Genomic DNA, 25,268 nt, shown 5'->3' on the forward strand with positions numbered 1-25,268 from the left:
GTCGCAGCCGGTGCATCGCCACCATTTGGCGGCGGCAGCGAGGGGGGAGTCGGCGCGGCCTAGAGCCAGCTGCGCGCCGACATCATTCAGACTCAGCCGCCGCCCGAACGACAGTGTCAAGTCTGACCACGTCACGCTCCCTGCGCATGGGCGTCATGGCGGCCTTGATCGCGCGGTTGAACACCATTCAACGGAGCCCACCCCTTCGCCGTCGCGCTCGTTGCCACGTCAGCCCTTCGCGAGCGATACACCACGTAGGGCCGGGTCACGTAGCCCACCGGCGGCGTCACCGAATGCACGAGACGCGTAAAGGGAACCATCGCGATGAGGAGCAGGCCCGCCACGATATGCAGCTTGAAGCTCAGCGGCACCCCCGCCAACAACTCCACTTTCGGCTGGAATACGAACAAGGAGCGCAGCCATACCGAAATCGTTTCGCGGTAGTCGTAACCGCCCGGTGCACCAAAGATCTGATTCTGCACGGTTGCGAAAGCCCCCAGCAGAATCGGCATGCCAAGCAACACGTACATGATCTTGTCATTTCGCGTCGTCGCCCGGCGGACTCCCGGATAGCGGATACGCCGAATGATCAGCAGCACAAGGCCGAGGATCGTAGCCAGCCCTGCCGCAGATCCCCCGACCGTAGCCAGCACATGGTACGCATGCTCGGAAATCCCCAGAGCATTCGTCCAAGACTTCGGAATAATCAACCCCATCAGATGGCCGAGCAGCACGAAGATAATGCCGAAGTGGAACAGCGGAGAACCAAGCCGCAACAACTTTGATTCATGCAGCTGGGAGGAACGTGCGGTCCAACCGAACTGGTCCGTGCGCCATCGCCACACGAGTCCTGCGACGAAAAGAACCGCGCACATATACGGGAAAATGGCCCACAGGAAGAGATCAAGGGCGTTCATGGCCGTGCCTCCTGAAGAGTCGGGAAAGGAAGATTATGAATGCCGACGAGTTCCGTCGGCGGGCCCTGCCGGATGAGTTTCTGGTATCGTTCGACGACGTCGTCCGTGATCTCCGGCAGTACGGCACACACCGCTGCAATAATGCCGTACCACGCCGATTCACGCTGATAGAGCGCGGCGCGCAACACCTCCAGGCCCTCCCGATGTGCGGGAAGCACACCGGAAGTGACCGGGTCATCAATCGAACGCGCAACCAGTTCGAGGATCGCAGGCAGGTAATCGGGAAGCTCGTCACCCTCCTGTTCAAATCCGGCTGCCCGGTAGAGTTCCCGGAAGGCCAGTAGAGCTTGCCCGCGTTGCCGCGTGTCCCCCACTGCGTAATACGACAGCTCCAGAGCACAACGCCGTTGCTCATCGAAGGTCGCCACATACGCTTCTTCGACCGCACGCAGGCCATACACCCGTGCCCACCCGGTGAAGTCCATGAAAAGCACAGCGAGCCGCTCCGGGAGGGAGGTGACGGCGTCGTCCACGGCATCGAGCCGCGCGGCGAAATCGGCACCTGGATAATCCAGCAATATTGACGCCGCCATGAAGGTGGTAGCCCGCTCGGCGTCGCTCACGGTTACCGGTACCACGTCTGCGGGTGCACCGCGACGTGCGCCCCGGCCAGGCACACCATGTGCCCGGTCAGCAGTGGAAGAGCCTGCCTGCGCCTTACGGCGTGGCCCCATGTTGATACTCATTACGGCCTACTGGGCAGAAGATCCACGAATACTTTGCGCCCGGAAAAGGGCCTGCCGCCCATACCCGGCCCACCCGCGCTATCCAGCGGGCAGTTGAAGGCATCCGCCGACCGTTCAATTTCGGGATGGGTCGTTGGAATGACATACCGGTCGTCATATTTGGCGACGGCGAGCAGCCGATACATGCGTTCCACCTGCTCGCCAGTCATGCCCACGGCGGCCGGAATCTCCTCATTCCCCTCGCCTCCCAGGTGAATATCGCGCATATAGGAGCGCATACATGCGAGGCGGCGCAACACGCGTTCCACGGGCACGGTGTCGCCCGCGGTGAACATTCCAGCCAGATACTCCAGCGGGATGCGCATACGCGAAATGGCCGTTAACAGCACCTTGGCGCCCTCGCCGTCGGCACCCGAGGCCGTCACTTCGTCCACAATCGGAGAGAGGGGCGGCACATACCACACCATGGGCAGCGTGCGGTACTCAGGATGTAGCGGCAGGGCCACCTGGTAGTCGTGGATCAGCGCGTACACCGGCGACTGCTGCGCCGATTCAATATACGAATGCGGCACGCCGTTTTGCAGCGCACCTTCAATAACAGCCGGATCGTGTGGATCAAGCAGGATGGATCGCTGTGCCTCGTAGAGTTCTTTCTCGTCCTCCGTAGCCGCGGCCTCCCCCACCCGCTCGGCGTCGTACAGCAAGACGCCCAGATAGCGGATGCGCCCTACGCAGGTCTCCGAGCACACCGTTGGTTCACCAAGCTCAATGCGCGGATAGCACAGGTGGCATTTCTCCGCCTTACCGGTGCGGTGATTGAAGTACACCTTCTTGTACGGGCAACCGGATACGCACATGCGCCATGCCCGGCACTTGTCCTCGTCCACTAACACGATGCCGTCCTCGGACCGCTTGTACATCGCACCGGAGGGGCAGGAGGCCACGCAGGTGGGATTCAGGCAGTGTTCGCAGATGCGCGGCAGGTAGAACATGAAGGCCTTTTCGATCTCCGCCTTGATGGTCGCCCCGGATGCTGCGAGCACCGGATCGTCCTGCATGGTTTCCAATGAGCCACCTAGGTTGTCGTCCCAGTTCGGTCCCCACTGCGGCGTATCCATATATTTGCCCGAGATCTGCGATTTCGCACGCGCAACCGGTACCGCCTTCGCGTCTTTCGGAGCGGAGAGCAGCTTGTCGTATTCGTAGGTCCATGGCTCGTAGTAGGCGTCGAGCTGCGGCATACGCGGGTTGGCGAAGATCTGCGAGAGCCGGTGCAGCCGCCCACCCTGGCGCGGAACCAGCTTGCCATCCTCGGTGCGGCGCCATCCGCCACGATAGTGTTCCTGATCCTCCCACCGCTTCGGATAGCCGACGCCGGGCCGGGTCTCCACGTTGTTGAACCACATGTACTCGGTGCCCTCACGGTTCGTCCATGCCTGCTTGCAGGTGACCGAACAGGTGTGGCAACCGATGCATTTATCGAGGTTCATCACCATCGCGATCTGTGCCATGACTTTCATCAGAACTGCACCTCCTGGCTACGACGGCGGATAAGCGCCACTTCATCGCGCTGGTTGCCCGTCGGTCCGATGTAGTTGAATGCATAGGTGAAGTGGCCGTAACCACCTAGCACATGGGTGGGTTTAATGAGGATGCGCGTAAGCGAATTATGAATACCGCCGCGTTTACCGGTGGATTCATTCAGCGGGGTGTTCATAGTGCGCTCCTGCGCGTGATGCATCAAGACGGTCCCTTCCGGGATGCGATGCGACACAACGGCACGGGCCGTGACCACGCCGTTGCGGTTATGCACCTCGATCCACTCATTATCACGAACCCCAACCTTTTCCGCATCCTGCGGGCTCATCCACACCGTCTGGCCACCCCGGCCCAGAGTCAGCATGTGCAGATTGTCGTAATACTGCGAGTGGATAGCCCATTTGTTGTGCACGGTCAGGTAGCGCACCGCCACTTCCACCTGTCCACGGCCGTCCTCCAACACTGTGCCGGGCGCGGCTTCGCCGTACAGATGGAGTAGATCGAGCGGCGGGCGGAAGGTGGGCAGCTGCTCGCCCGAATCGCGCATCCAATCGTGGTCGAGGAAGTAATGCATACGCCCAGAGAGCGTGTGCCATGGCTTGGAGCGTTCTCTGTTTACGGCGAAGGCGGTGTAGCGCCGTCCACCGTGCTCCGATCCGGACCATTCCGGAGAGGTAATAACCCCTACCGGACGGCGTTCAATATCCTCGTAGCGGATGAGCTTCTCCTCGTCCCCGGCGGCCAGATCGGCCAACGCGGTGCCCACTCGCTTCTCCAGTTGTTTCCAGCCCTGAACCGCGACGGCTCCATTGGTGGTACCCGACAGCGTGAGAATCATTTCCACCGCCTTCTTGGCGGTGTCCACAAGCGGGCGCTCCCCGGCGCTGGTGGGCGCGGTACCGAAGCGAGCCTTGAGTTGTTCAATTTGCTTGTCGGGTTTGAAGGCCACGCCCTTGGTAATCATGCCTGCCTTTTCCGGCAGCGGGCCAATCGTATTGAACTTCTCGGCAATCTTGGAGTAGTCGCGCTCCACCGGGATAATTTTCGGCATTGTGATGCCGGGAACCCACCCGACTTTCTCCCGTGGCCCCACGATTCCGTGCGCCCCGTTGAGCTCATCCGGCGTATCGTGCGTAAGTGGGCTGGCCACAATATCGGTGCGCACGCCCAAATGCTTGGCACCCAGCTGCGAAACCAGATCGGCCAGCTCCTGGAAAAGTTCGAAATCCGTCCGTGCATCCCATGGCGGCTGAATCGCCGGGTTGAAGGTGTGTACGAAGGGGTGCATGTCGGTGGAGGAGAGGTCGTGCTTCTCGTACCAGGTAGCCGCCGGGAGGACGACGTCGGAATGCAGCGTCGTCGAGGTGTTACGGAAGTCAGCCGTCACCATGAGGTCGAGTTTGCCGCGTGTGCCTTCCTCTCGCCACACCATTTTGCTGGGGCGGCGCTCCGGTGGCAGCTCGGAGGCTTGCACGTCGTTATCCGCCCCCAGCATATGCCGTAGGAAAAACTCCGTGCCCTTAGCCGAAGAACCGAGCAGGTTGGTGCGCCAGTTGAACAGCACCTTGGTCTGGTTCTCATTGGCATCCGGATCTTCAACGGCGAAGTGCAGCCGCCCGGCGGCAAGTTCCTGCGCAATGTAGTCGCCGGGAGCCATACCGGCCGCCTTCGCATCATCACCCAACTGTAACGACGAGCGATCAAACTGTGGAAAACCGGGCATCCAGCCGCGCTGAATGGACTCCACCAGGGTATCGGCCAGGCTCATCCCATCCAGTGATCCCTTGGACAGCGGGGACGAGAGGCGCTTGGCGGAGGCGCCGTCATAGCGCCACTGATCCGTGAGGATGTACCAGAAGCCGGTGGTGATCATCTGCCGCGCGGGCCGTGCCCAGTCCAGCGCGAAGGCGTACTGCGTCCACCCGGTAATTGGGCGCACCTTCTCCTGCCCCACGTAGTGCGCCCATCCTCCGCCGTTTACCCCTTGCGTGGCACACATCGATGTCAGTGCCAGAATCGCCCGGTAAATCACGTCAGCGTGGAAGTAGTGATTAATGCCCGCTCCCATAATGACCTGTGAACAGCCGCCGGAATCCAGTGCATTCTGGGCAAATTCGCGGCCCACGCGCTCGGCTGCCGCGGCGGGTACGCCGGTAAGCTCCTCCTGCCATGCCGGCGTGCCCGGTGTCGCGGCGTCGTCGTAGCCGGTTGGCCACTGACCCGGCAGGCCCGGGCGGGCCACCGCGTACTGCGCAAGCAGCAGGTCGTACACGGTGGTGACGAGCTGCCCGGCCACTTCGCGCACGGGAACACCACGGCGCACAACACCGGTGCCGATCGGTCCGTCACCGGGCTGCCCGGGAAGGTCGAAACGAGGCAGGGAGATCTCCGCGCTCCGGCAACCCTCGGAGTACAACGACATGACCGGGTTAACGCCGTCCATGCGCAGGTTCCATTTGCCAGCGCCCGCATCACCATACCGATCAGCGATTGTGCCTCCCGGGTCCTTGACGGCGCCGTCTTCATCCAGTACGAGGAGCCGGAAATCCGCGTACGGGGTCTGCGCCAATGCCCCACCTACATCGGAGGCGGTAAGGAACTTACCCGGAGTGTAGGTGCCGTCCTCCTCCCTCACCAAAGTGACGAGGAAGGGAGAGTCGGTGTTCTTCTTCATGTAGTCGAGGAAGAAGGGCTCTTTGCGGTCAAGGTGGAATTCAGAGAGAATCACGTGGCCCATGGCCAGAGCGAGGGCCGCGTCGGTGCCGGGCGCAACCCGCAACCATTCGTCGGCGAACTTAGTGTTGTCGGCGAAGTCCGGCGAGCAGACCACGACTTTTTGCCCGTGGTAGCGGGCCTCCGCCATGAAATGGGCATCGGGGGTTCGCGTCAGCGGCACATTCGATCCCCACATGATGAGGTAGTCGGCGTTGAACCAGTCACCCGCCTCCGGCACATCCGTTTGGTCGCCGAATACCTGCGGCGACGCCGGAGGCAGGTCCGCATACCAGTCGTAGAAGGAGAGCATGGTTCCGCCCAGCAGTTCGAGGAAGCGTGCTCCCGCACCGTAAGAAACCTGCGACATGGCCGGGATTACGGTGAAGCCGGCCAGGCGGTCCGGGCCGTAGTCTTTGATGGTCGACGTCGTCGCCGCCGCAACTATTTCGGTGGCCTCCTGCCAACTGGTCCGGACCATGCCGCCCTTGCCGCGAGCACTCTTAAAGGCGTGGCAAACCTGCGGATCGGAGATGACGGCATGCCACGCCTCCACGGGGTCGCCGCCATGAACGGCCTTCGCCGCACGATACGCGTCGAGGAGTACGCCGCGCACATACGGGTGGCGGATACGGGTCGGCGAGTACTCGTACCAGGAGAAGGCCGCCCCGCGCGGGCAACCGCGCGGCTCGTATTCCGGCATATCCGGCCCCGTCGTCGGATAGTCGGTGACCTGGGACTCCCAGGTGATCATGCCGTCTTTCACGTACACCTTCCACGAACATGATCCAGTACAGTTCACGCCGTGCGTAGAATGAACGACTTTGTCATAGCTGAAGCGTTGCCGGTAGAACACGTCGGCTTCCCGCCCGCCCGTCAGGAAGATCTGCCGGGCATCGGCGGATACCTCGCCGCGGCGCAGATGTGCACCAAACGAGAACAGTGATGAGTCCTTCGGACCGGCCGCATTGCCTGTGGTTGCCATGTGAAACTCCTTTCCGCTGGTGTGATGAATAGGTGCTTATCCCGGGAAGGGTGCCCTGCGGCGGGCGTACTGCATCCAGCACAGCAATGCGCAAGCCACGCAGTACGAGGCGCAGACAATGAACCAGGTGCGGGCGCTCATGGCGGACAGTGCCACACCTACCAGGAAGGGACCGAAGGCCGCGATGGCTGCCGTGAAACCGATCGCGCCGCCGGCTTGCCGTTTCGGCATGATCATTGGCATCTGTTTGAAGGTGCCGGCATTGCCGATGCCCGCAAAGAAGAACATCACGAGCATTCCCCACAGGAATCCGGTGAAGTCGTCCGGAGAGGAGGGATCAAGGAAGAAGGCGCAGGTGGCCAACGTTGCCGCCATTCCGACGCCGGAGACGAAGGTCCAGATGGCACCTCCGAATCGGTCACAGAGCGGCCCCCACAGTACACGGACAATCGAGCCGATCAACGGGCCGAGGAAGGCGTAGGTCACCCCCTGCGGCAAATTGGCGAAGCCCGCCTCCGCGAGCTGGGAGGCGGAGCCATAGTTATTGTTAACCAGCAGGGCGAACTGGGCGGAGAAGCCGGAGAAGATGCCGAAGGTCATGATGTACAGCAGCGTCATGAACCAGGTGTTCGGGTTTCCGAAGATATCGATCTGCTGGCGGAAGTTGGCCTTGATCGGCACATCTTTAAGCAAGGTGAAGGCGAGGGCCGCCGCCACCAGCGCCCAGGGTACGAAGAAGATCGCCGCATTGTGCACCCAGAGTGATTCTCCGCCACTGTTCTCCGGAGCGATGAAAGTGATGCCGAAGAGTCCGAAGCCCATCAGCCACGGTCCGGCGATCTGGATGATGGACATACCGAGATTACCGATGCCGGCCTGGAGGTTGAGAGCCGTTCCGGAGAGCCGCTTCGGGAAGAAGTACCCGGTGGAGGGCATGTAGCCGGAGAAAGTACCTCCGCCAACACCACAGAGGAAGGCGAGAAGCATAAGTACCCCGAAGGAGGTCGAGGTGTTCTGCACGGCGAAGAACCATCCGAACATGGGGATGGTGTAGAGCAGTGACGAGTAGCCGATGAGGCGCCGGGTGCCGATCATCGGCGGGAGGAACATGAAGACCAGCCGGAGAAGGCCGCCCGAGAGGCCGGGCATGGCGGCAAGCCAGTAGAGCTGTCCGCTGGTGAGGTTGAAGCCGATGTCGTTCAGTTTTGAGGCCAGCGCCGAGACGAGGAACCAGACGCAAAAGCCAATCACCAGCGAGAAGGTGGAGATGACAAGGGTGGTCCAAGCCGTCTTCGAACTCCACCGGTCTGGGTTCTCCGGATCCCAGCCGACGAGCAGGTAGCCTTCTGTATGCAAACTGGTGGATTCCGTAGTGGATTCCTCAGGGTTGTGCTTACTCACGTGGTTTCCTTACTGTGACGACGTTGATTCTCACGACGTCGAGCCGTGAACCAGCACCTTTGTCTAGCAGTGTCACAGCCCGTATTAGATTGATGTCGGCCGATACCCAGCCAGGCAGGCAGGGCGGTTCGCGAGGGCCGCTCCGGCCATCCGCGCAATCAGCGCGGACCGCAAGTTCGTCCCGCTCAGAAGCTCGGTCTGTTCGGTCCAAGGTGGGGCACAAATGCGCCCTACTCGGACCTGCGCACCGAGCGAGCGGCCTGCACTTAGTCAGTACAAACCACCGTTCGAGTCATACAGACCAATGGCACAGTACGGCAGCCGTACCGGTTCCGCCTGAACAAACCAACAGAGGCAGTTCAACCGAGTCAATTTTTCACGCCACCGACCGTGCTTTTGCTACTATCAGGCTACGGGCAAAAATCGCCGCACGCGGCATATTCGGCCGCAATTCCCGCGTTTTTACGTAAGACTTTTGTTAGCAAATTCGCAATAGCGCCAGGAGAGCATGATGAGAGGCAACAATGACGCCGGCCGGGAAGCGGCAGCGAGTACCGGGAGGGAGGCGGAGGGTTCCCTGGGCACAGATCGGCACGCCTTGTCGTCGTATGTCACGTCATCGCCGACTGAGGCTTCCCGGAACGAGGGTCGGCCCGGTCGCGACCATGCCGCAGAACTCAGCGGCAAATCGGAGCATCGTCAAGCCCACGCCATGGACCGTGACCTGCCGGGCGCCGTCGTCGTGTCCACGGAGATCGTCAACGGGACGCGCGAGGACACGGTCGGCCCCCTCGCCGTGGGCATTTTGGAACAGAGCCGAGTGCATACCAAAACACCACAGCATGTGGCAGAGGACCCGCTCGAGCTGCGCGCGGCGTTGCGGGATGCGATTGCTTCCGGCGCGCGCATCATCGTCACTGTGGGAGGTACGGGAGTCGGACCGGGCGATATTACTCCGGAGGTCAGCGCGGAGTTCATCAGCGTGCGCATGGACGGACTCACGCAGCAGATTCGCGACGTCGGCCTGGCAAAGACACCGCTATCCTCGCTATCGCGGGGAATCGTAGGAATCACCGAGCGCGGGGTGTACGGGGTGTTGATCGTCAACTCCCCCGGATCACGTGGCGGGGTGAAGGACGCACTCGGGGTGATCTGCCCCCTGTTGCCACATATCTTCGAGCAGTTGGACGACCAAGATCATTCGTAGCCAGCGCCTTCCGCAGTGCCAGAGCCTCGTGTCGGCACGCTAGAGCTCTCGTGCTGGCAGAGTTCTCGTGCTGGCGCGTTGGAACTCTCGCGTTGGCGCGTCAGGACCCTGGTACTGGCAGTATCAGAGCGCGTCACAGCTATCAGCCCGCCCTCAGGCTTCACCGGCACTCGTTGGTATCGCGTCGACGAAAAACTCGTTGATCCGCCGGGAGAATTCCTCTGGTTTCTGCGTGTTCCACACATGGACCGCCCCTGGCACGATCTGCAGTTGTGCCCCCGGAATCAGCCGCGCCAGCAAGCGCGACGCCGGGAGGTTTGGACGATCACGTGTACCACACATAATCAGGGTCGGAGCGCTGAGGGTAGTGACTGCCTCCCGCGTGTCGATCCGCGCCAGTTCATGCACAATCTGCCGCAGGCGTGCCTTACTCATACCCTCCGGCGCAATCTGACCACCGGCGACGCGGATCAGTGCATTCTGAAGCTTCATGAGAATCGGGTTTGGACGCGTCTGACTACCGGAAAGTACCAACGACCGCACCCGTTGTGGGTGGTCAATCGCAAATTGGGTGGCCACCATTGCGCCAAGCGAGAGTCCACACACATCCACAACGTCGAGGCCGCGTTGATCCAGATCCGCCACAAGTGCTCTCACCGCACCGGAAAGCGTAAAATCGAGCATATCGGCGTCCCGGGTTCCGAAAACCGGGAGTGCCAATCCGGTGAAACCTGCGGGCAGCGCAGCCGCCTGCGCATCCCAAGCCTCCGGCCCCTCCCCCATGCCGTGCAGAAAAACAACGGTACGGTTGCTCTGTCCATGCTCTGTTGTCATCGCGGCGTGTCCTTTCTTGTCACCACAGCAAGCCCTTTAGCCGTTCCTACCTACCAGTCCACTGGTCCCGCGGTTCTGAACTGCCCGCAGCGCTTATAACTGCCCGCAGCGTTTGCAGCTGTCTTCCACGGATTCTAACAGTACGAGGATTCGGTCACAGTGGATTGCTCCCGAAATGCTACCGAAGTATAGCCCGCCATCACACCGCACCGCCCGCCGAATCTCGCCACGCGCTTGCGCCATTCCACCTCCTAAAGCTGCACCCGCTAGTCTCATCACGTATCCTCTCGCCACATCTGGCAGTGGCACCTACACCTTATAACAGACATTTCGTATCTCGCATCCCACCGGGTATTCTGAAACAGTGAGCAAGCGCTTGATCCTCGTCGACGTTGACGGCACTCTGATTAATTCGCGGCAACAAGTGCCGGATTCCGCCCGCAGGGTTCTCTCTTCGGCAGCGGCCGCCGGGCACACACTGCTACTGTGCACCGGAAGGTCTCTGCCGGAGATTTACCCGTGGATCTGGGATCTCGGGTTCAGCGGAATGATTGGGGGTAGCGGTGCGTGGGTGCGCGTAGGCGACGTCGTCGTTGCCGACCATCGCATGCCGACCGCCGACGTTCAGCATATGAGCCAACGTTTCGACGCGCTCGGCGTGCAGTGGCTGTGGCAGACGCCCACGGACTTTTACCCGAGCGCCGACTTCCTCGCCGCGTTTGCGGAGAAACGCGATTCGGATGCACATCAGGCCGACGCCGATGCGGATACACCCGGTACCGATGCGGGTGCGGCGTGCTCGGCCGATACAGCGGATTCCGACTGGAGTGCCTACGCCGCCCGTATTTCTCCCTTCTTGCGCAGCGGTCCGCCGCAAAGTGCGTCGAAGGGAACCTTCCTCATCCCGGACGATAATCCGCTCCATCCGAATGAAACCGTTGCGCCCTATGATGGTCGATACATCGCACTCACCGGCTCCGTGGAAGGAGAGTCGGGCCTGGCCGGGGAAATTCTGATAAACGGGGTCACCAAAGCCACCGGTCTACAGGAAGCCGCAGAACACCTCGGGGTAAATGCGCGTGATGCAATTATGTTTGGCGACTCCCCGAACGACCTCGCCGTATTCGACGCTGTCGATACCGCAGTCGCAATGGGCAATAGTACCGAGAGCGTGAAGGATGCGGCCGACATGATCGTGCCCGGTATTGACGACGACGGATTGGCCTACGGTTTTCAACAACTCGGGTTGATCTAGCGGATGCGATTAAACTGCCCCTGGTGCCTTTGCCAACACTGCGCTGCCACCCTTCATACCGTGGCGGGCGTCGGCGCTGCGGTGACACGAGATCTTCCGCCCAATGCGCACGCCGTCGGGAATCCTGCTCGCGTGATTCGCGTTAACGGCGATGACGAAGGCAAGGTCGGCTGCGGTGACGTGCACAATTGGCAGGGATTGATAAGCGAAACCGCAGCTGAACGCCGCGCTTATCGGCAATTACCGACACCCACACAATTGGTATTGGCGTCAGGGCTCTCGGTATTGGCGTCAGGGCTCTCGGCCTACCGCTACCGGCCGGTGCGCGCATGTGCCGAGTGAATGTTCGAGGCCACGGCGCCGCAACGGCCGGTATCACCAGAATAGGACACCTCATGACATCTTCCGCACCGGCACTTGCATTGACCGGATCCACCGGTTTCATCGGAGGGAATGCCGCCCGCCTACTCGCACACGAGGGTTTTGACCTTCGTCTGCTCGCCCGTGCGCCGGAGCGCGCACCACAGTTGGCTGGGGCGGTGGCCGTTCGCAGCTCCTACGCCGACGACGCCGCTACGCGAGAATCCCTTGCGGGAGTAAAGACGCTTTTCATGGTCTCCGGGGTGGAAGCACCGGATCGCCTGCAGCAGCATTTCGCGCTAGTCGATGCGGCGGCCGGGGCCGGGGTTGAGCAGATTGTGTACACGTCGTTCTTCGGTGCAGCGCCGGATGCGACCTTCACCCTGGCGCGTGATCACTTCGTCACCGAAGAGCACATCAAGGAATCAGGGCTTGACTATACCTTTCTGCGGGATAACTTCTATCTGGACTTCTTCGCCGGGCTTGCAGGCGACGACGACGTGATCCGCGGACCGTCCGGTGACGGGCGAGCCGCGGGCGTTGCTCGTATTGATGTTGCACGCACGGCTGCGGCAGTGCTGCGTGATCCCTCGGTACATGCCGGGCGAACCTATGACCTGACCGGGCCGGAGTCGTTCACGCTGACCGAGGTTGCGCAGGCGTTATCCGACCATACGGGCCGCAAGATTCGCTTCCATGATGAGACCGTTGAAGAGGCATACCAGTCGCGCTTGCGCTGGCCGGCCGAACAGTGGGAGTACGACGCCTGGGTGTCCACCTACACCGCGATCAAGGTCGGCGAGTTGGATGGAGACAGCACAGCCATTGAGGACATTGCCGGGCGGAGACCGTTGAGCTTTGCCGAGTTTCTAGCCCTCTGAGATCGCGGTGGGGCCGTGGGAGGCGCTGCCTGCGGGCTACGGGGGATTCACGTGCGGGTGACGCCGCTTGATTCAAGTGCAGGCGATACCGCTTGACTCAAGTACGGGCGATACCACTTGATTCCAGTGCGGGCGATACGCGAGAGCGCATTTCGCTACGAGGGCGGCTCCGCCGCCGCACTGACTCCACTGCCGCATTGACTTCGTTGCCGCCCAGCGCGGCGGACCGCCGTCTTATCGTGCCGGTCGGCGCACCGGTTCCACGCCCTGTCCTCCCAATAAACAGGCGGGTACCGTCACCTAGATACACTCGGTGTCGCACCCGTCGGCGTGGGTGTGGCCCAGGTGATCGAGTCCAGGAACGTTTCGGTTAGTCCTGCTGGCAGGCTGTCCTCGCCGTGTGGCGCATTGAAAGTGATTCGCCACAGTCCATCTGGACGCCCAACGATCCACATCTCATAGTACGTATCGTCCTCGCGGGTACTGATGTACGAGTAGCCACGGGCAGGATTGCCATCAATCATCCGCTCGGGAAGCTCCGTCACCTGATCGTTTTGGCCGTATGCCTGTGTTCTGCCGACCCATGAGCGCTGGATAGCATCCAAATCGAAAGTATCCGGATGGTCCTCAACCCAATAGCCGTTAAGTTCCAATATATCCGGCGCTATGCGCGTCGCCCGTACGCTCGCCCCCGTAAAACCCGCGCTTCCATCAGCCGAGGCAAGATACTCAATCCCCGGATCAGGGTCCTGCGCGATCTCCACCCACCCGGCTGGAGGTTCCGCATCCATAACCGACACGCTCTCCGCTGTCGCAACAAAAGTGGTGTGTCTGCTGGCCCTATCATCGCTACCACACGCGGCCAGGCAAAAGACCACCGCCGCCGCGAGAGCGCCGACCACCGCATCACGGGCACGGCGCCTAAGCAATCCACGCTTCCTCAAACGATGCCTCATGGCAACACACCATCCTTTCCAGGTAGCCGAGCTGTACTGTCAAACATGCCGCATCCGCGTATAGCGTGAGCGGCAACATCTCGCCTGGCGACCGGCCTGTCACTTCCTGCACCTCCGGCAGCCACTTCCGCGAGCCGAGCCGACTCAGCAGGCCAGGTAGCACCAGCAGCATAAGTACCGGATTCATCCCCGGGTATCGTGCCGCCTTGTCGTATCAGGGCTCGGTCCAACATCTCACCCATCCGCATCCGACGACGGCGCGCTCCAGGTCACCGTATCCAGAATCCCGTCCAACTCCGCAGGCAACTCCGTATGACCTGGATCCGACTCCAGAAATATCTCCCACACCCCATCATGACGACCGACATACCAGACTTCTGTCCGCACTGCAGCCCCGTTAGCATCACGAAAGACATAGCTGAACCCACGCGCCGGATTCCCATCAATATACCGAGAAGGCAGCAGAGCAAAACTCGAACTACCCGGAACTCTTTCTCTGTCAATTAGGAGTCCGTGCATCCACCATTCCAGGTCATATTCATTAGCATCTCCGCTATACGCGCGATACTCCGCCCGGTCAAGAATAACCGAGGGGAAATGCGCGGCACTGATACTAGCCACACCAACCGCAGAAGAAGACCCATCCGCAGTGATCAAGAAGACCACTAACCCGTCAACGGGCACCTCACTCCACCCCGGCGGCACATCCGCATGCATCACATCCCGAGCGTCATCAGTCGCCACAAAGGTCGACGGCACCGACGGCGTCACCTCCGCAACCTCAGGACGATACACCCCACACGCCGCTACAAGAAAACACAACGCGGTGATCGCAGCCAGCAGGCGCTTAGTGCCACCCCTCCGAGGAAGGAACCCACCCATCGTCTCACCCATCCGCATCCGACGACGGCGCCGTCCACCTCACCGTATCCAAAATCCCGTCCAACTCCGCCGGCAACTCCGTATGACCAGGGCCCGACGTCAACCTGATCTCCCACACCCCATCATGACGACCGACATACCAAGTCTCCCAACGCCTCGCAGTCCCGTCTGCGGTCCGAAACACGCAGCTGAACCCACGCGCCGGATTTCCATCAATATACCGATCAGGCAACAGAACGAAACTCGAACTAGCCGGATACCTTTCTCTATCGATGAGAAGTCCGCGCATCCACCGTTCCAGATCATACTCATTAGCATCTCCGCCATAAGCACGATACTGCGATCGGTCAAGAATAACCAAGGGAAAATGCGCGGCACTGATACTAGCCACACCAACCGCAGAAGAAGACCCATCCGGAGTGATCAAAAAAATCGCTTCCCCGTCAACGGGCACCTCACTCCACCCCGACGGCACGTCAGCATGCATCACATCCCTAGCCTCATCGGTCGCCACAAACGTCGACGGCACCGACGGCGTCACCTCCGCAACCTCAGGACGATACACCCCACACGCCGCTGCAAGAAAACACAACGCGGCGATCACGGATGCGGCTATACTCCGATGAACCCGTTGACGGCGTGCACTACGCACTATCATTTCCCCCGATACCGCTTGCTCATATCGTACGCATTGGAGTGCTGAGCGGCACTATCCGCAGTGAAACCCCCAACCGAATTCACAATTTCGACGTAGCCCGACCCTCCCGATTGGTTCTGGATATACCGTTCATAGGATGTCCGCTGTTTATCCGTCTGATCCGCATAGGGAATGATGTCGCCGTTTTCATCGAAGAATGGCTCCAGGTTTTGAGTGTCCGTCTTAATGAACTCTTCCGGTGTCTGCGCGAAGTCCTCAAAAGAGCCGTGCGTACTCATAGATTGATAGACCGCTTGCTCCATGTACTTGTTGAGTTCTAGTGTGGCCGCCGCCTGATCCCCATGTTCCTCATTGTTGGTGGGGAGCAGGAAATCAACCACGGGTGCAACACCGTTCGCCTTGGTTTGGTCGAAGAAGTAATTTGCGACCTTGTCACTCTCATCGAAAAAGGCGCCGCCCGGAATAGCGCCCGCTCCTGCCATAATGTACCCCTTCCACCGAGCATTGCGAACATCAAGCGCGTGTTTTGCCTCATCAGAGGCATCCGCATCTACCGTGAACAAAGCCTCTAGCATCGGGTTCCACCTCTGTACAACGTCTTTCGGTGGCGTCCCGCCAACACCATCAAGCGCATCATCCAGCTCTTCCTCATAGCCGCGTTGACTGGCGACCAGAAGATTATCGATTGCCGGGGCGCGGCCTCCCTCCCAATAATCGTCGCTTTCGTCATCTGGCGTTCCATTGTTATTGAGTTCAGGCTCATCAAACCCCAAGTCAAGAATCACCCCATCTGGGCCGAGCAACTTTGCCCTCATGTAGGTATCAAACACGATCTGATAGTCGCCATTACCCGTAGCGACAACGCCATTCGACGAACCAGCCGCCAGGAGCGACAGCGCGATGCCATCCACATGCGGTTCCAGAATCAATCCTGCCCAGGAACGTAGATTCGGGTTGTGATACCCGAACGCGTCCTGGCCGTCGACCTTGTCCGTGTCCCGGAGCATGTTGAAGTCATGGACCACATCTAGGCCATCCTGATAACCGAACAGGAAGTTCGCCGCAATCGTCGTCGCAGTCATATCACGCTTCTGCCACTGCTCCCACTCCTCATCGGTCATCTGACTGCGATCCGGCACATCCCCGGTATCTGCAGCCTGCTGAAGCACACGCCCAAACTGCTCGCCACCGTCTTCGAATCCGTAGTACTGGTTTTCTTCCCACGTAGCGTATGTCCGTCCTCCGGTGAGGTAGCGTGTCATGTTCATCGGTTTGTCATTGCTATCGACGACGCCATCGTGGTTGATATCCATGCCCGTCGGCGTATCACCGGCAAAGAACAGCTGTACTGAATCTAATCTGCGCCGATCTGCTGCAAGAAGCGCCGGGTCGCCGGTCTGCGGATCTAAACTCTCAGGCCGATCCATCAACATATACATGGCCTGCAGAGGCTCATGGACCGCGCGGTCCGAGCCGAAGATGTAGGTTCCGAACTGGGCTTGAGGAGTTCGTTCACCCTTCCAACGCATTTCCTCGGCATCCATGGCGACGATATCTTGCGCCACGGACACGCCACCTCCCGCAGGCGGCTCGAAGAATCCCGGGCCTAATGTCAACTCCGGATTGGCATATCCCGCCTCGCCCACAAGTTGCAGGATGATGTCGTACCCGTCTGTGCCGATGTCGCAGGTCATGTTTGAATCTAAGTTCGCCTGGTCATACTCGGTTCTTCCCACCATTTTAAGATCTTCTACGAACCGCTGTGTTTGTGATGCCAACGGCTTTCCCGATCTGGTCTCGATGCCATCTCTGACCTGCTCAAAGAGGATCTGCCTCTCAGCGTTATCTCCTGCCAGGTTCATTCCACCTGTACCCAGCGCTATGGTGGTGCCTATCGCACAGAGCACGTCATCGCGAACCTCTCGATCAAGATCGGGATTCGCGGCCATATCCTCCTGGGAGTACGCGCGATCAATCCGCAGCGAGAACCTCACGAGGTCGTCCGCAGAAACGTACTGCAAGAGCGCATTGGCGACAAAAGGATCTTGGATTTTATCGCCGTACTTTGTATTGAAAGCCTCAACATCCTCGGCCGTCAGGTTCGGATCCGAAATAACCGTGGCAATCTCTCGCGCTTCCTTATCGGCGGTTTTCCACTCAATCGCACCCGCCACCAAAGGCACGTCGCCAAAAATGTTCAAGCCCGTCTCCCACCTGGAACTGTGTGGCACATCCGGGTTGATGATCTCATCTTGCGCCGCTAAGACCTTTGCAGCCGTGCTGTCTGCTACCTCGTCGAGCTCTGTCAACAGACCCTTATATTTGTTGTTGAACTCCACCACGGTCTCTTGCCATTCCTGGTCCACACGCTGGCGCCACGCATCCACATCCCCCTGCGTATACGGTGTCACCGCATTGGTCGCCACCTCGGCCTGTGCCTCGTCTATCTCGGCAGTCTTGGCTTCATACGCGGCCTCAGCCGCATCGTAATCCTCCTGCAAGGCACCGATGTTGCGGATCGTCTCTTTCACTTTATCTGCATATTCCCTTAGTGGAGACGATGCAAACCGCAGTGCGTCGGCCATCTTCCGTGCCTTGCCGCCCACCGCGAGGATCTGATCCGTATAGGCGTCCGCTGATTCACCAATCCATCCCGGTACACCGCCGGTCGCCGTCGCCACTTGCGTTGCCGCAACACGACCACCGGCTTGCTCCAAACGGTAGGCAACGCGTTCACACTCCCCTGCCGTGTCTGGTGGTACCTCAAACGTGAAACCGGACGCCATCATCCACACCTTTCCATCATCAACGCATCACACGTTGCGCGTGTCAACGCGCCACGCATGAGAAACAGTTCTCGCTGTGGTAATTCACGGCATGTGCCTCGGTCTGCAAAGCCGCCGTGTGCTAGGGCACTACCCACCAGACGCCGCCGCATCATGAGTCCTCGCCACCACCGAGTATCGCCTCCATCTCTTTGTACGCCTCCGATTGGCGCGACTCAGTCTCGTCAAAATCGGCTGTTGCACCCTGCGCACCCGACCCTAAAACAGCACATGCGTTGGAGAATTCCCCCAACCCGTCCCGCATCGCCGCCTGGTACTCTTTAAGCGCCGCATCCAGCTTCTCGGTTCCCGGCCCGTCAAAAGAAGGAAGCTTAGAAGCGCAGTACGCCACTACCGTTTCACGCAAATACGCGAACAACGCGCCAAATTCCTCACAGTCATTCCACTGTTCTTTCGCACTGACGCCAACAGCTTCACGGTCGAACTCGATACTCATCGTTTTGTCTCCTTTGCCAGAAATGAGGGCCTTCAAAGACCGACCCGTGCCTACTGATCTAAACCAGCTGGACGCGCAGGTCACCGGTCGGGTTTATTGTTGTTGTTCGTTTTCGCGGGGCTCTCGCCAGTACAGGAGGGGCCGGGAGAACATTTCACGGCGGGTGGCCTCTTCGGCCTCACGCCGCTCACGCTCACGGATGCTCTCGGCACCATGGCGGCTCAACCACACCGCATCCAAACGCTTGAGCGCTTCCTCCTTGCGGCGTTCCTCTTCCTGCGGATCCGGAACCTCCCGACCACGCATAGCAAAACGCACCTCCGGACTCCACTTCCGCTCCCGCTCATCCCTCTTCCGACCAGCACCACGCACACCCGCACCACGCACGCCAGACTGCTGGCCCTGCGCTCCACGAACACCAGCCCCACGGACACCAGTCTGCTGGGCCTGGCCGCCGCGAACACCCGTTCCAGCACGACCCGTCCCACGGCCAGATTGCTGTGTCTGCCCGCCCCGGACGCCGCCCGTACCGGCTCCACGGCCAGTCCCAGCACGACCACCAGCAGGCTGTCCACCACGAACACCCGTGCCACGACCACCAGCTGCTTGGCCGCCGCGGGCACCAGTCTGCTGGGCCTGACCACCACGAACGCCACCCGTGCCACGCATACCGGCCTGCTGGGCCTGACCACCACGAACACCCGTGCCTCGGGTCCCGGTCCCGGTTCCCCGGGCCCCGGTACCGGTGGCTTGTTGTGGTTGGCCTGATAAGGGGATACGGGTGGGACGCATACCCATCTGCTGCGCATTACTCCACCGCACACCAGATGCCGCACCACGAGCCAACCCCGCCGCACCAGCAGCACCCGCAGCCGCACCCGCCGCACCACCCGTGGGGTTGTTGTTGTCTTGGAAGGAGAGACGTCCGGCTTCCCGGACCCGGTCCATCAAATCCCCTCCACCCGGACCATACAAGTAGCGTGCCTCCGCCGAATCAGCTCGGATCATCCTGCCTTGTGGAGTACCCACCATGCCTTCGACACGCTCACCCGCATACCACGAAAACATCCACGCCAAACTCCCAGAAACACCCACACCAGCAGCAATCGCACCCACCGACGGAACAACAGACCCACCACCATCCGACACGTCTAGGTCTGGGTCCGTGTCTGTCGGGCGGCCCTCCGCCAACGCCGCCGCATACGACGCACCACCATCAGACGGCAGCCCCGTCACCGACGAATCCACACCAGACAACGGTGGCGCGTAGGTGACATAGGACCGTGGCTCGGCCTTCTCACTCCTAGGCAGCATACGAATCGCCCGATCCACCTCCTCACCCACATAATCCACCATCCGCCCAGCCCGCTCCTCATACCCGGCATCGCGAGCCTCATGCGCCTGCTCAGCATGCTCCATGCCAGCTGTGGTACGGAGCGCATTGGCCGGGGTAGGAAGCATACTACTCGTCATACCAATAGACGCCACCTCCGCCTTGTAGGCAGTATCCGAGGCCTGCGTGCCCGCACTGATTTCTTCATGCGCTGCCCGGGCCTGAATCGTCGCATCAGCAATTACCTGCACCGACTTACCCATAGCCTCCGTATCATCCGCGTGGTCTCCTAGGCGGTTCCGTACCCACTCCAGCGACGATAACATCGCATCCGCTGTCGCACCCCGGATCCCCCAATCATCAGGATTCAACATCCCATTAATCCGCAGACGCAACCCCTCAAAACCCTCACTGATAAGACTGAGCCGATTGGCGAGGTCTTGTGCTTCGTTCGGGTCGAAGGTTGCGATCTCCGCCAAGGTGTCACGCTGCTCTCGACTCGCCATCTGCTGTCCCCTCTCCCCTCGTGTCCCAGTTAGGGTCGTACTCGGTGAGCACCCCGAATCCGGAACAGAATCGTGTGTGATGGAACAGACTCTACCCGGCAAACCAAGCCCTGTCTACAACGAATAACAACCCGCACTCCCTCACCAGAATGACGTCCCAACATGTTTACGCAGGTCACACCGCGTGTCACACCCCGACAACGATGACGAAAACTCATCAGAAACTGCACACCGCTCCGTGATCTGCCACAATCTACACAAAAGACAACCCACAGCAGTCAAGCAGAGCGGAGCGACATGACCACCACACCACCAACTCCACACGGCAACACACCTGACCCAACCCACGGCGCTACCACTCCACCAGCCGCCCGGCCGGGCCCGCGCGGCTGGGTCTGGGCGCTCATTGGCGCTCTGGTGGTCGTGGCTGTCGTGGTCGCTGGCATCATTATCGCGGGACGGAGCACGCCCAGCAAACAACCAGTCGCCACGTCGACGCCGGAACCGACGGCGTCGGCTTCGTCTGGTGGGACGACCGTGCCTGAGACGTCCACTGCCACGGCGACAGTGACCGTGTCACCCCTGATTCTGCCGTCGGCATCTGCGTCCGCACCAGTATCCACCGGTCCCACCCAGGTCGGCGAATGGACCGTTGAAATCCTGGAATACTCACCTAATGTGAACGATATCCTCGCCGCCGCCGACCACCCCGTCACCGTCGAGGGACACAAATACGTCGGCGTCAGGCTCCGCATCACCAACAACGGCACAGAACGTGTCGGCCCGTATGTTGATCTTGATCGGTACATTATCGGTATCTCGAAAGGCACCTATTACGAACACCACATGGACACCGCCGGTTACCCGGGTGACGAATACCTGGCTGAGGTCTACCGTCTTGAACCTGGTGAGACCGGTGAGGGTTGGTTGTACTACCAAGTGCCTGGAGACTTCACACCCACCGTCATGAGCTTCCAAGACCAACGCACCGACCCCGACCCACCCGAAACCTTCATCCTCATACCCACCACCAACTAGAGCAACAGCGGCAACCATTACAACGCCTCACACTGCCTCGACCCCTCACAAACGGTAACCCGGACGCGAGAGGCACACGCCCGCGTTTCCCCACACGCCACGGCTGGAACTGAACGAGACAAGGACACTCTCCCCATGACCACACCACCGCCTGCCGATGGACCGCAGGCATTCCCGCCAAACAGAGCCCCGCATATGCGCCAACACACGAACAGTAGTGGCACGCCGCAGACGACTACCACACCACCCACCACGCGGCGGGGCCCGCGCGGCTGGGCATGGGCGCTCCTCGGCGCCCTAGTAGTCGTGGCCGTCGTCATCGCCGGGATCATGATCGCGGGGCGGACCACGCCCAGCACACAACCGGTCGCCACGACAACACTGATACCAACAACCTCGACCACACCTAATGGGACAACAATGAGCGACACGCCCACCGCCACGGCGACAGTGACCGTGTCACCCCTGATTCTGCCGTCAGCATCAGCGTCCGCACCAGTATCCACAGGCCCCACCCAAGTCGGCGAATGGACCGTTGAAATCTTGGAATACTCACCTAATGTGAACGACATCCTCGCCGCCGCCGACCAACCCGTGTACATCGAAGGACACAAATACGTCGGCGTCAAACTCCGCATCACCAACAACGGCACAGACCGAGTTGCCCCTTACGTGGATCTTGACCGGTACATTATCGGCATCTCGAAAGGCACCTACTACGAACACCACATGGACACTGCCGGCTACCACGGCGACGAATACCTTGTGAAGGTCCACTGGCTTGAACAAGGTGAAACCGGTGAAGGCTGGTTGTACTACCAAGTCCCCGGAGACTTCACCCCCACCGTCATGAGCTTCCAAGACCAACGCACCGACCCCGACCCACCCGAAACCTTCATCCTCATACCCACCACCAACTAGAGCAACAGCGGCAACCATTACAACGCCTCACACTGCCTCGACCCCTCGCAGACGGTAACCCGACGTGAGGAGACAGAACCGCACACGTTGCCCCATCTGACAGCGAAGACCACGCACGACAAGGAGAGTCACATGCCACCACGCCATAACCGCAGCCAACGAAACCCAACAGCCCGACCAGAACCAAAAGACAACGAGAACCGCCTACCCCACCAGGCAGATACCCCGCCCACACCATCAGAATCCCATCCTTCCGCAACTACAAGAACATGACGACCCACGACCGCCATCACTCGAGTGGAGCGGCGAAACATGACCCCACACCACCCGCCACGAGCAACCATCACGCGCCCGATCCCTCCCATCACTGCCGCACTGCGCCGTCCCGCCGTCGGCCGCTCCACCCCGCAGGACAACATCCGACGAGGCCGACGGACCACCCCGCACCCCGTAGGCAACATTCGGCGCATACCACATCGCACGCGATCACACAAGCAAAATCATCAAAATCGCCATGGGTATCTTTCCCCATGGCGCGGCGCGGCGTCTTGTGCCAAGGTGGATACAACATAGAAGGGAAAACCAATCATGATGACACCGTCTTCTCACCGTGTAACGCGGGGCCTTGCAGGCATCGCCTGCCTGTCGCTGCTCGGCGCCACGTTAACCGCTTGCGATCTTTGGACAACTGCAGGCGGACTCGATATCGAAACCACAACACCAGCACCGAGTGTCACATTGGCGCCAGCACCAGCGCCCGCACCGAGCACAGATACAACAAGCGGTTCTCCATCACCTTCCCCCACGCGTTCTCCAACCGGCAACAACGTTGAGGCCGTAGAGGAGTACGCTCTCCACGACGGCGTCTTCACGTTCTCCGCCGATGGAAGCCGGACCGCTGAATTCACGCCGCCCAGCGGTTACTACTTCAGCAGCAACGACAACCCGCAAGGCGGAATGGCTGTTGCCCCCGATGATCCGTATTGCAACTATGTGTTCCGGCGCGACGACGTTTTCGTTGACCAAATTCCAAGCAGTCAAGAGATGACTGATCTGCTCATCAGCGGGGGGTATACCGACTCGACAACGACCGATGTCACCAAATTAGGCGAATTTCCCGCTGCGGCAACCGACATCTTGAGATACGGCGATGGCGACTACCGGGGACGGATCTATATTGTTGCTGTGGATGGCGTGCAGTGGAATATCACTATCAACGCGCCCGACGAGGAGACGCTCAACTCCATGGTTGAGCAGTTGAACGGCCTCAAGTTCAGCGACTGATCTCGCAGAATCCGGCAGCGACCTTCGACCGCAGGAAGAACCGCCGGGCGTGGGAACAACCCGATTGCAGGAGCGACCTTCCTCATCGGCCATAACGCTGTGCTGGCGACTCTGAACCACGATGAGGATCCCGCCCACCGCGCTCTCCTCCATCCCGCACCTATCCACATCGGCCCGAATGTTTGGATAGGCCCCAATGTGACGATCCTTGGCGGTGTCACCATTGGCGAAGGCGCAATTATTGCAGCCGGAGCTGTTGTCACCAAAGACGTCGCACCGCTAACCATCGTCGGTGGCGTTCCCGCTAAGTACATCCGAGATGTACGTACGGGAAGCGTCCGCGATAGATAGTCGCTGGACCGATATATCGGCTGGGCAGAACGCGCATGACCTGCCCCAGCTCCTGTCGGGTGGGTTCTCCCGAGTACGTCCCTAACTCCTGCATCCTCACGCTTAGCGACTCACGCACTTTGTATGGTCTCACGCTCTGCGTAGCAACTCACGCACTGCGTACGTTCTCACGCACTGGTAGCTCTCACGCGCTGCGTGCGTTCGTTCTCATGCGCTGCGACGCCGCAACAGCATTGCCACCAAATACAACCCGCCTATCGCCCCCGTGACCAGACCCACCGGGATCTGGAAGGGGCTCAGCGCCCGCTGCGCAATTAGATCGCTGCACACTAACAGGGCCGCGCCCATCGCCATTGCTGGCACCATCGCCGCACCCGGGGACCGGGCTAACCGACGCGCCAACTGCGGTGCCGCAAGTGCAACGAAACCAATCGGACCGCCACTCGCCACGGCGACGGCCGCCAGCCCCACGCCGAGCACGGCAAGGCCGATCTGCACGCGCCGCAACGGTAAACCCACACCAATTGCGACGTCGTCGCCTAATTCGAGATAGCGCAAAACCCGCCCAGCACCCATCGCCAGCGGAATCCCAACTGCGGCACCAAGAGCCAGGGGCACAACACTGCGCCACGTGATGACGTTAAGGCTGCCATGCTGCCATACGCGTGCCGCCTCAGCCGTCTCAATATCCGCACGGCTCACCAAATAGTCGTTAACCGACGAGAGCATGGCGGCAATCGCAATACCCGCCACCACCAACCGTTCCCCTGTACCGGCCCCGGCCCGGGCGACAAGAAGCACAGCCGTCGCGGTGGCGAGACCGCCACAGAAGGCTCCTAACATCAGAACATTGCCAGTGGAACGGCCCATCACGATAATCACCACGAGTCCGCCCGTCGTCGCACCGGTGGTGAAACCGATGAGATCCGGACTCCCAAGAGCATTAGACGACAGGGTTTGAAAGATCACGCCTGATGCAGCCAGGCATATGCCGATGAGTAGCGCGGCAACCACTCGCGGCAGGCGCTGGTTCAGCACCAGATACGCATCCGTACCCTCCTGCCCGCCACGCAAGATCTCAATGATTCGCGCCATCGGAATATCGTAGGAGCCCGTTGTCAGAGTCACGCAACCGATGGCAACAGCTGCCAGCAGGAGCATTCCGGTTACTGTGACACTGCGTCTATGCAGAAGCAAGCTCCCACCGCCCGGCAGAGAGA

Annotated in this window: 22 protein-coding genes; 8 read left to right on the plus strand and 14 right to left on the minus strand. The window is 60.4% G+C overall.

From position 1 onward, the window contains the following. Positions 1 to 131: 131 nt before the first annotated feature. The 5 genes from narI to EKN07_RS03620 are packed head-to-tail and all read right to left on the minus strand — an operon-like array spanning position 132 to position 8,300. Entirely contained in the window at positions 132 to 917 is a 786-nt protein-coding gene (narI, locus tag EKN07_RS03600; protein ID WP_108715010.1) for a respiratory nitrate reductase subunit gamma, read from the minus strand. Beyond that, positions 914 to 1,663: a nitrate reductase molybdenum cofactor assembly chaperone gene (gene narJ / locus EKN07_RS03605; protein ID WP_205647300.1), complete on the minus strand. Its 750-nt coding sequence runs from the start codon at positions 1,661 to 1,663 to the stop codon at positions 914 to 916. Before narJ ends, narI begins: the two co-directional genes overlap by 4 nt. After that, on the minus strand, positions 1,663 to 3,183 hold the full coding sequence (narH, locus tag EKN07_RS03610) for a nitrate reductase subunit beta (RefSeq protein WP_108715008.1): 1,521 nt from the start codon (positions 3,181 to 3,183) through the stop codon (positions 1,663 to 1,665). The genes narJ and narH overlap by 1 nt, the downstream gene beginning before the upstream one ends. Further along, on the minus strand, positions 3,183 to 6,899 hold the full coding sequence (locus EKN07_RS03615; protein WP_108715007.1) for a nitrate reductase subunit alpha: 3,717 nt from the start codon (positions 6,897 to 6,899) through the stop codon (positions 3,183 to 3,185). The genes narH and EKN07_RS03615 overlap by 1 nt, the downstream gene beginning before the upstream one ends. A 36-nt stretch (positions 6,900 to 6,935) precedes the next feature. Beyond that, positions 6,936 to 8,300: a nitrate/nitrite transporter gene (locus tag EKN07_RS03620; protein WP_206435661.1), complete on the minus strand. Its 1,365-nt coding sequence runs from the start codon at positions 8,298 to 8,300 to the stop codon at positions 6,936 to 6,938. A gap of 511 nt (positions 8,301 to 8,811) precedes the next feature. Between EKN07_RS03620 and EKN07_RS03625 the strand changes: the two genes are divergently transcribed. Continuing rightward, entirely contained in the window at positions 8,812 to 9,507 is a 696-nt protein-coding gene (locus EKN07_RS03625; RefSeq protein ID WP_241228118.1) for a molybdopterin-binding protein, read from the plus strand. 153 nt (positions 9,508 to 9,660) lie between these two features. Here EKN07_RS03625 and EKN07_RS03630 read toward each other — a convergent pair whose 3' ends face one another. Next, positions 9,661 to 10,341: an alpha/beta hydrolase gene (locus EKN07_RS03630; protein ID WP_108715006.1), complete on the minus strand. Its 681-nt coding sequence runs from the start codon at positions 10,339 to 10,341 to the stop codon at positions 9,661 to 9,663. 364 nt (positions 10,342 to 10,705) lie between these two features. Between EKN07_RS03630 and EKN07_RS03635 the strand changes: the two genes are divergently transcribed. From EKN07_RS03635 to EKN07_RS03645, 3 genes are all read left to right on the plus strand, one after another. Beyond that, on the plus strand, positions 10,706 to 11,596 hold the full coding sequence (locus EKN07_RS03635; RefSeq protein WP_108715005.1) for an HAD family hydrolase: 891 nt from the start codon (positions 10,706 to 10,708) through the stop codon (positions 11,594 to 11,596). 81 nt (positions 11,597 to 11,677) lie between these two features. Further along, complete coding sequence (locus tag EKN07_RS12780; RefSeq protein ID WP_205647298.1) at positions 11,678 to 11,938, plus strand: hypothetical protein; 261 nt, start codon at positions 11,678 to 11,680, stop codon at positions 11,936 to 11,938. A 53-nt stretch (positions 11,939 to 11,991) separates the two neighbouring features. Next, entirely contained in the window at positions 11,992 to 12,837 is an 846-nt protein-coding gene (locus EKN07_RS03645; protein ID WP_126145641.1) for an SDR family oxidoreductase, read from the plus strand. A gap of 296 nt (positions 12,838 to 13,133) precedes the next feature. Here EKN07_RS03645 and EKN07_RS03650 read toward each other — a convergent pair whose 3' ends face one another. The 7 genes from EKN07_RS03650 to EKN07_RS03680 all read right to left on the minus strand — a co-directional run bounded on the left by EKN07_RS03650 (position 13,134) and on the right by EKN07_RS03680 (position 20,454). Further along, positions 13,134 to 13,766 (minus strand): hypothetical protein, encoded by a 633-nt coding sequence (locus EKN07_RS03650; protein WP_125482410.1) that lies wholly within the window; start codon positions 13,764 to 13,766, stop codon positions 13,134 to 13,136. Further along, entirely contained in the window at positions 13,759 to 13,980 is a 222-nt protein-coding gene (locus tag EKN07_RS03655; protein ID WP_108715003.1) for a hypothetical protein, read from the minus strand. The genes EKN07_RS03650 and EKN07_RS03655 overlap by 8 nt, the downstream gene beginning before the upstream one ends. A 47-nt stretch (positions 13,981 to 14,027) precedes the next feature. Then, on the minus strand, positions 14,028 to 14,687 hold the full coding sequence (locus tag EKN07_RS03660) for a hypothetical protein (RefSeq protein ID WP_108715002.1): 660 nt from the start codon (positions 14,685 to 14,687) through the stop codon (positions 14,028 to 14,030). After that, a complete protein-coding gene (locus EKN07_RS03665) occupies positions 14,680 to 15,327 on the minus strand; it encodes a hypothetical protein (RefSeq protein ID WP_164546587.1) in 648 nt (215 codons plus the stop codon). The genes EKN07_RS03660 and EKN07_RS03665 overlap by 8 nt, the downstream gene beginning before the upstream one ends. A 2-nt stretch (positions 15,328 to 15,329) precedes the next feature. Beyond that, the gene (locus EKN07_RS03670; protein ID WP_108715000.1) at positions 15,330 to 18,122 is read right to left on the minus strand and encodes a hypothetical protein; all 2,793 of its coding nucleotides are present in this window, start codon (positions 18,120 to 18,122) and stop codon (positions 15,330 to 15,332) included. Positions 18,123 to 18,270: 148 nt separating this feature from the next. Next, positions 18,271 to 18,615 (minus strand): hypothetical protein, encoded by a 345-nt coding sequence (locus tag EKN07_RS03675; protein WP_108714999.1) that lies wholly within the window; start codon positions 18,613 to 18,615, stop codon positions 18,271 to 18,273. 93 nt (positions 18,616 to 18,708) lie between these two features. Further along, entirely contained in the window at positions 18,709 to 20,454 is a 1,746-nt protein-coding gene (locus tag EKN07_RS03680) for a hypothetical protein (protein WP_108714998.1), read from the minus strand. A 297-nt stretch (positions 20,455 to 20,751) separates the two neighbouring features. Between EKN07_RS03680 and EKN07_RS03685 the strand changes: the two genes are divergently transcribed. From EKN07_RS03685 to EKN07_RS03700, 4 genes are all read left to right on the plus strand, one after another. After that, positions 20,752 to 21,492, plus strand: coding sequence for a hypothetical protein (locus EKN07_RS03685; RefSeq protein ID WP_108714997.1), 741 nt, complete (start codon positions 20,752 to 20,754; stop codon positions 21,490 to 21,492). A gap of 135 nt (positions 21,493 to 21,627) precedes the next feature. After that, positions 21,628 to 22,413 (plus strand): hypothetical protein, encoded by a 786-nt coding sequence (locus EKN07_RS03690; RefSeq protein ID WP_125482408.1) that lies wholly within the window; start codon positions 21,628 to 21,630, stop codon positions 22,411 to 22,413. A gap of 588 nt (positions 22,414 to 23,001) precedes the next feature. Then, positions 23,002 to 23,697: a hypothetical protein gene (locus tag EKN07_RS03695; protein ID WP_126145642.1), complete on the plus strand. Its 696-nt coding sequence runs from the start codon at positions 23,002 to 23,004 to the stop codon at positions 23,695 to 23,697. Positions 23,698 to 23,796: 99 nt separating this feature from the next. Continuing rightward, entirely contained in the window at positions 23,797 to 24,048 is a 252-nt protein-coding gene (locus EKN07_RS03700; RefSeq protein ID WP_240611339.1) for a DapH/DapD/GlmU-related protein, read from the plus strand. A 207-nt stretch (positions 24,049 to 24,255) separates the two neighbouring features. Here the strand turns inward: EKN07_RS03700 and EKN07_RS03705 are convergent, their stop codons facing one another. Next, positions 24,256 to 25,209: an iron chelate uptake ABC transporter family permease subunit gene (locus EKN07_RS03705; protein WP_241228119.1), complete on the minus strand. Its 954-nt coding sequence runs from the start codon at positions 25,207 to 25,209 to the stop codon at positions 24,256 to 24,258. Positions 25,210 to 25,268: the final 59 nt, after the last annotated feature.

This window comes from Actinobaculum sp. 352, from assembly GCF_003957265.1.
Classification (GTDB): domain Bacteria; phylum Actinomycetota; class Actinomycetes; order Actinomycetales; family Actinomycetaceae; genus Asp313.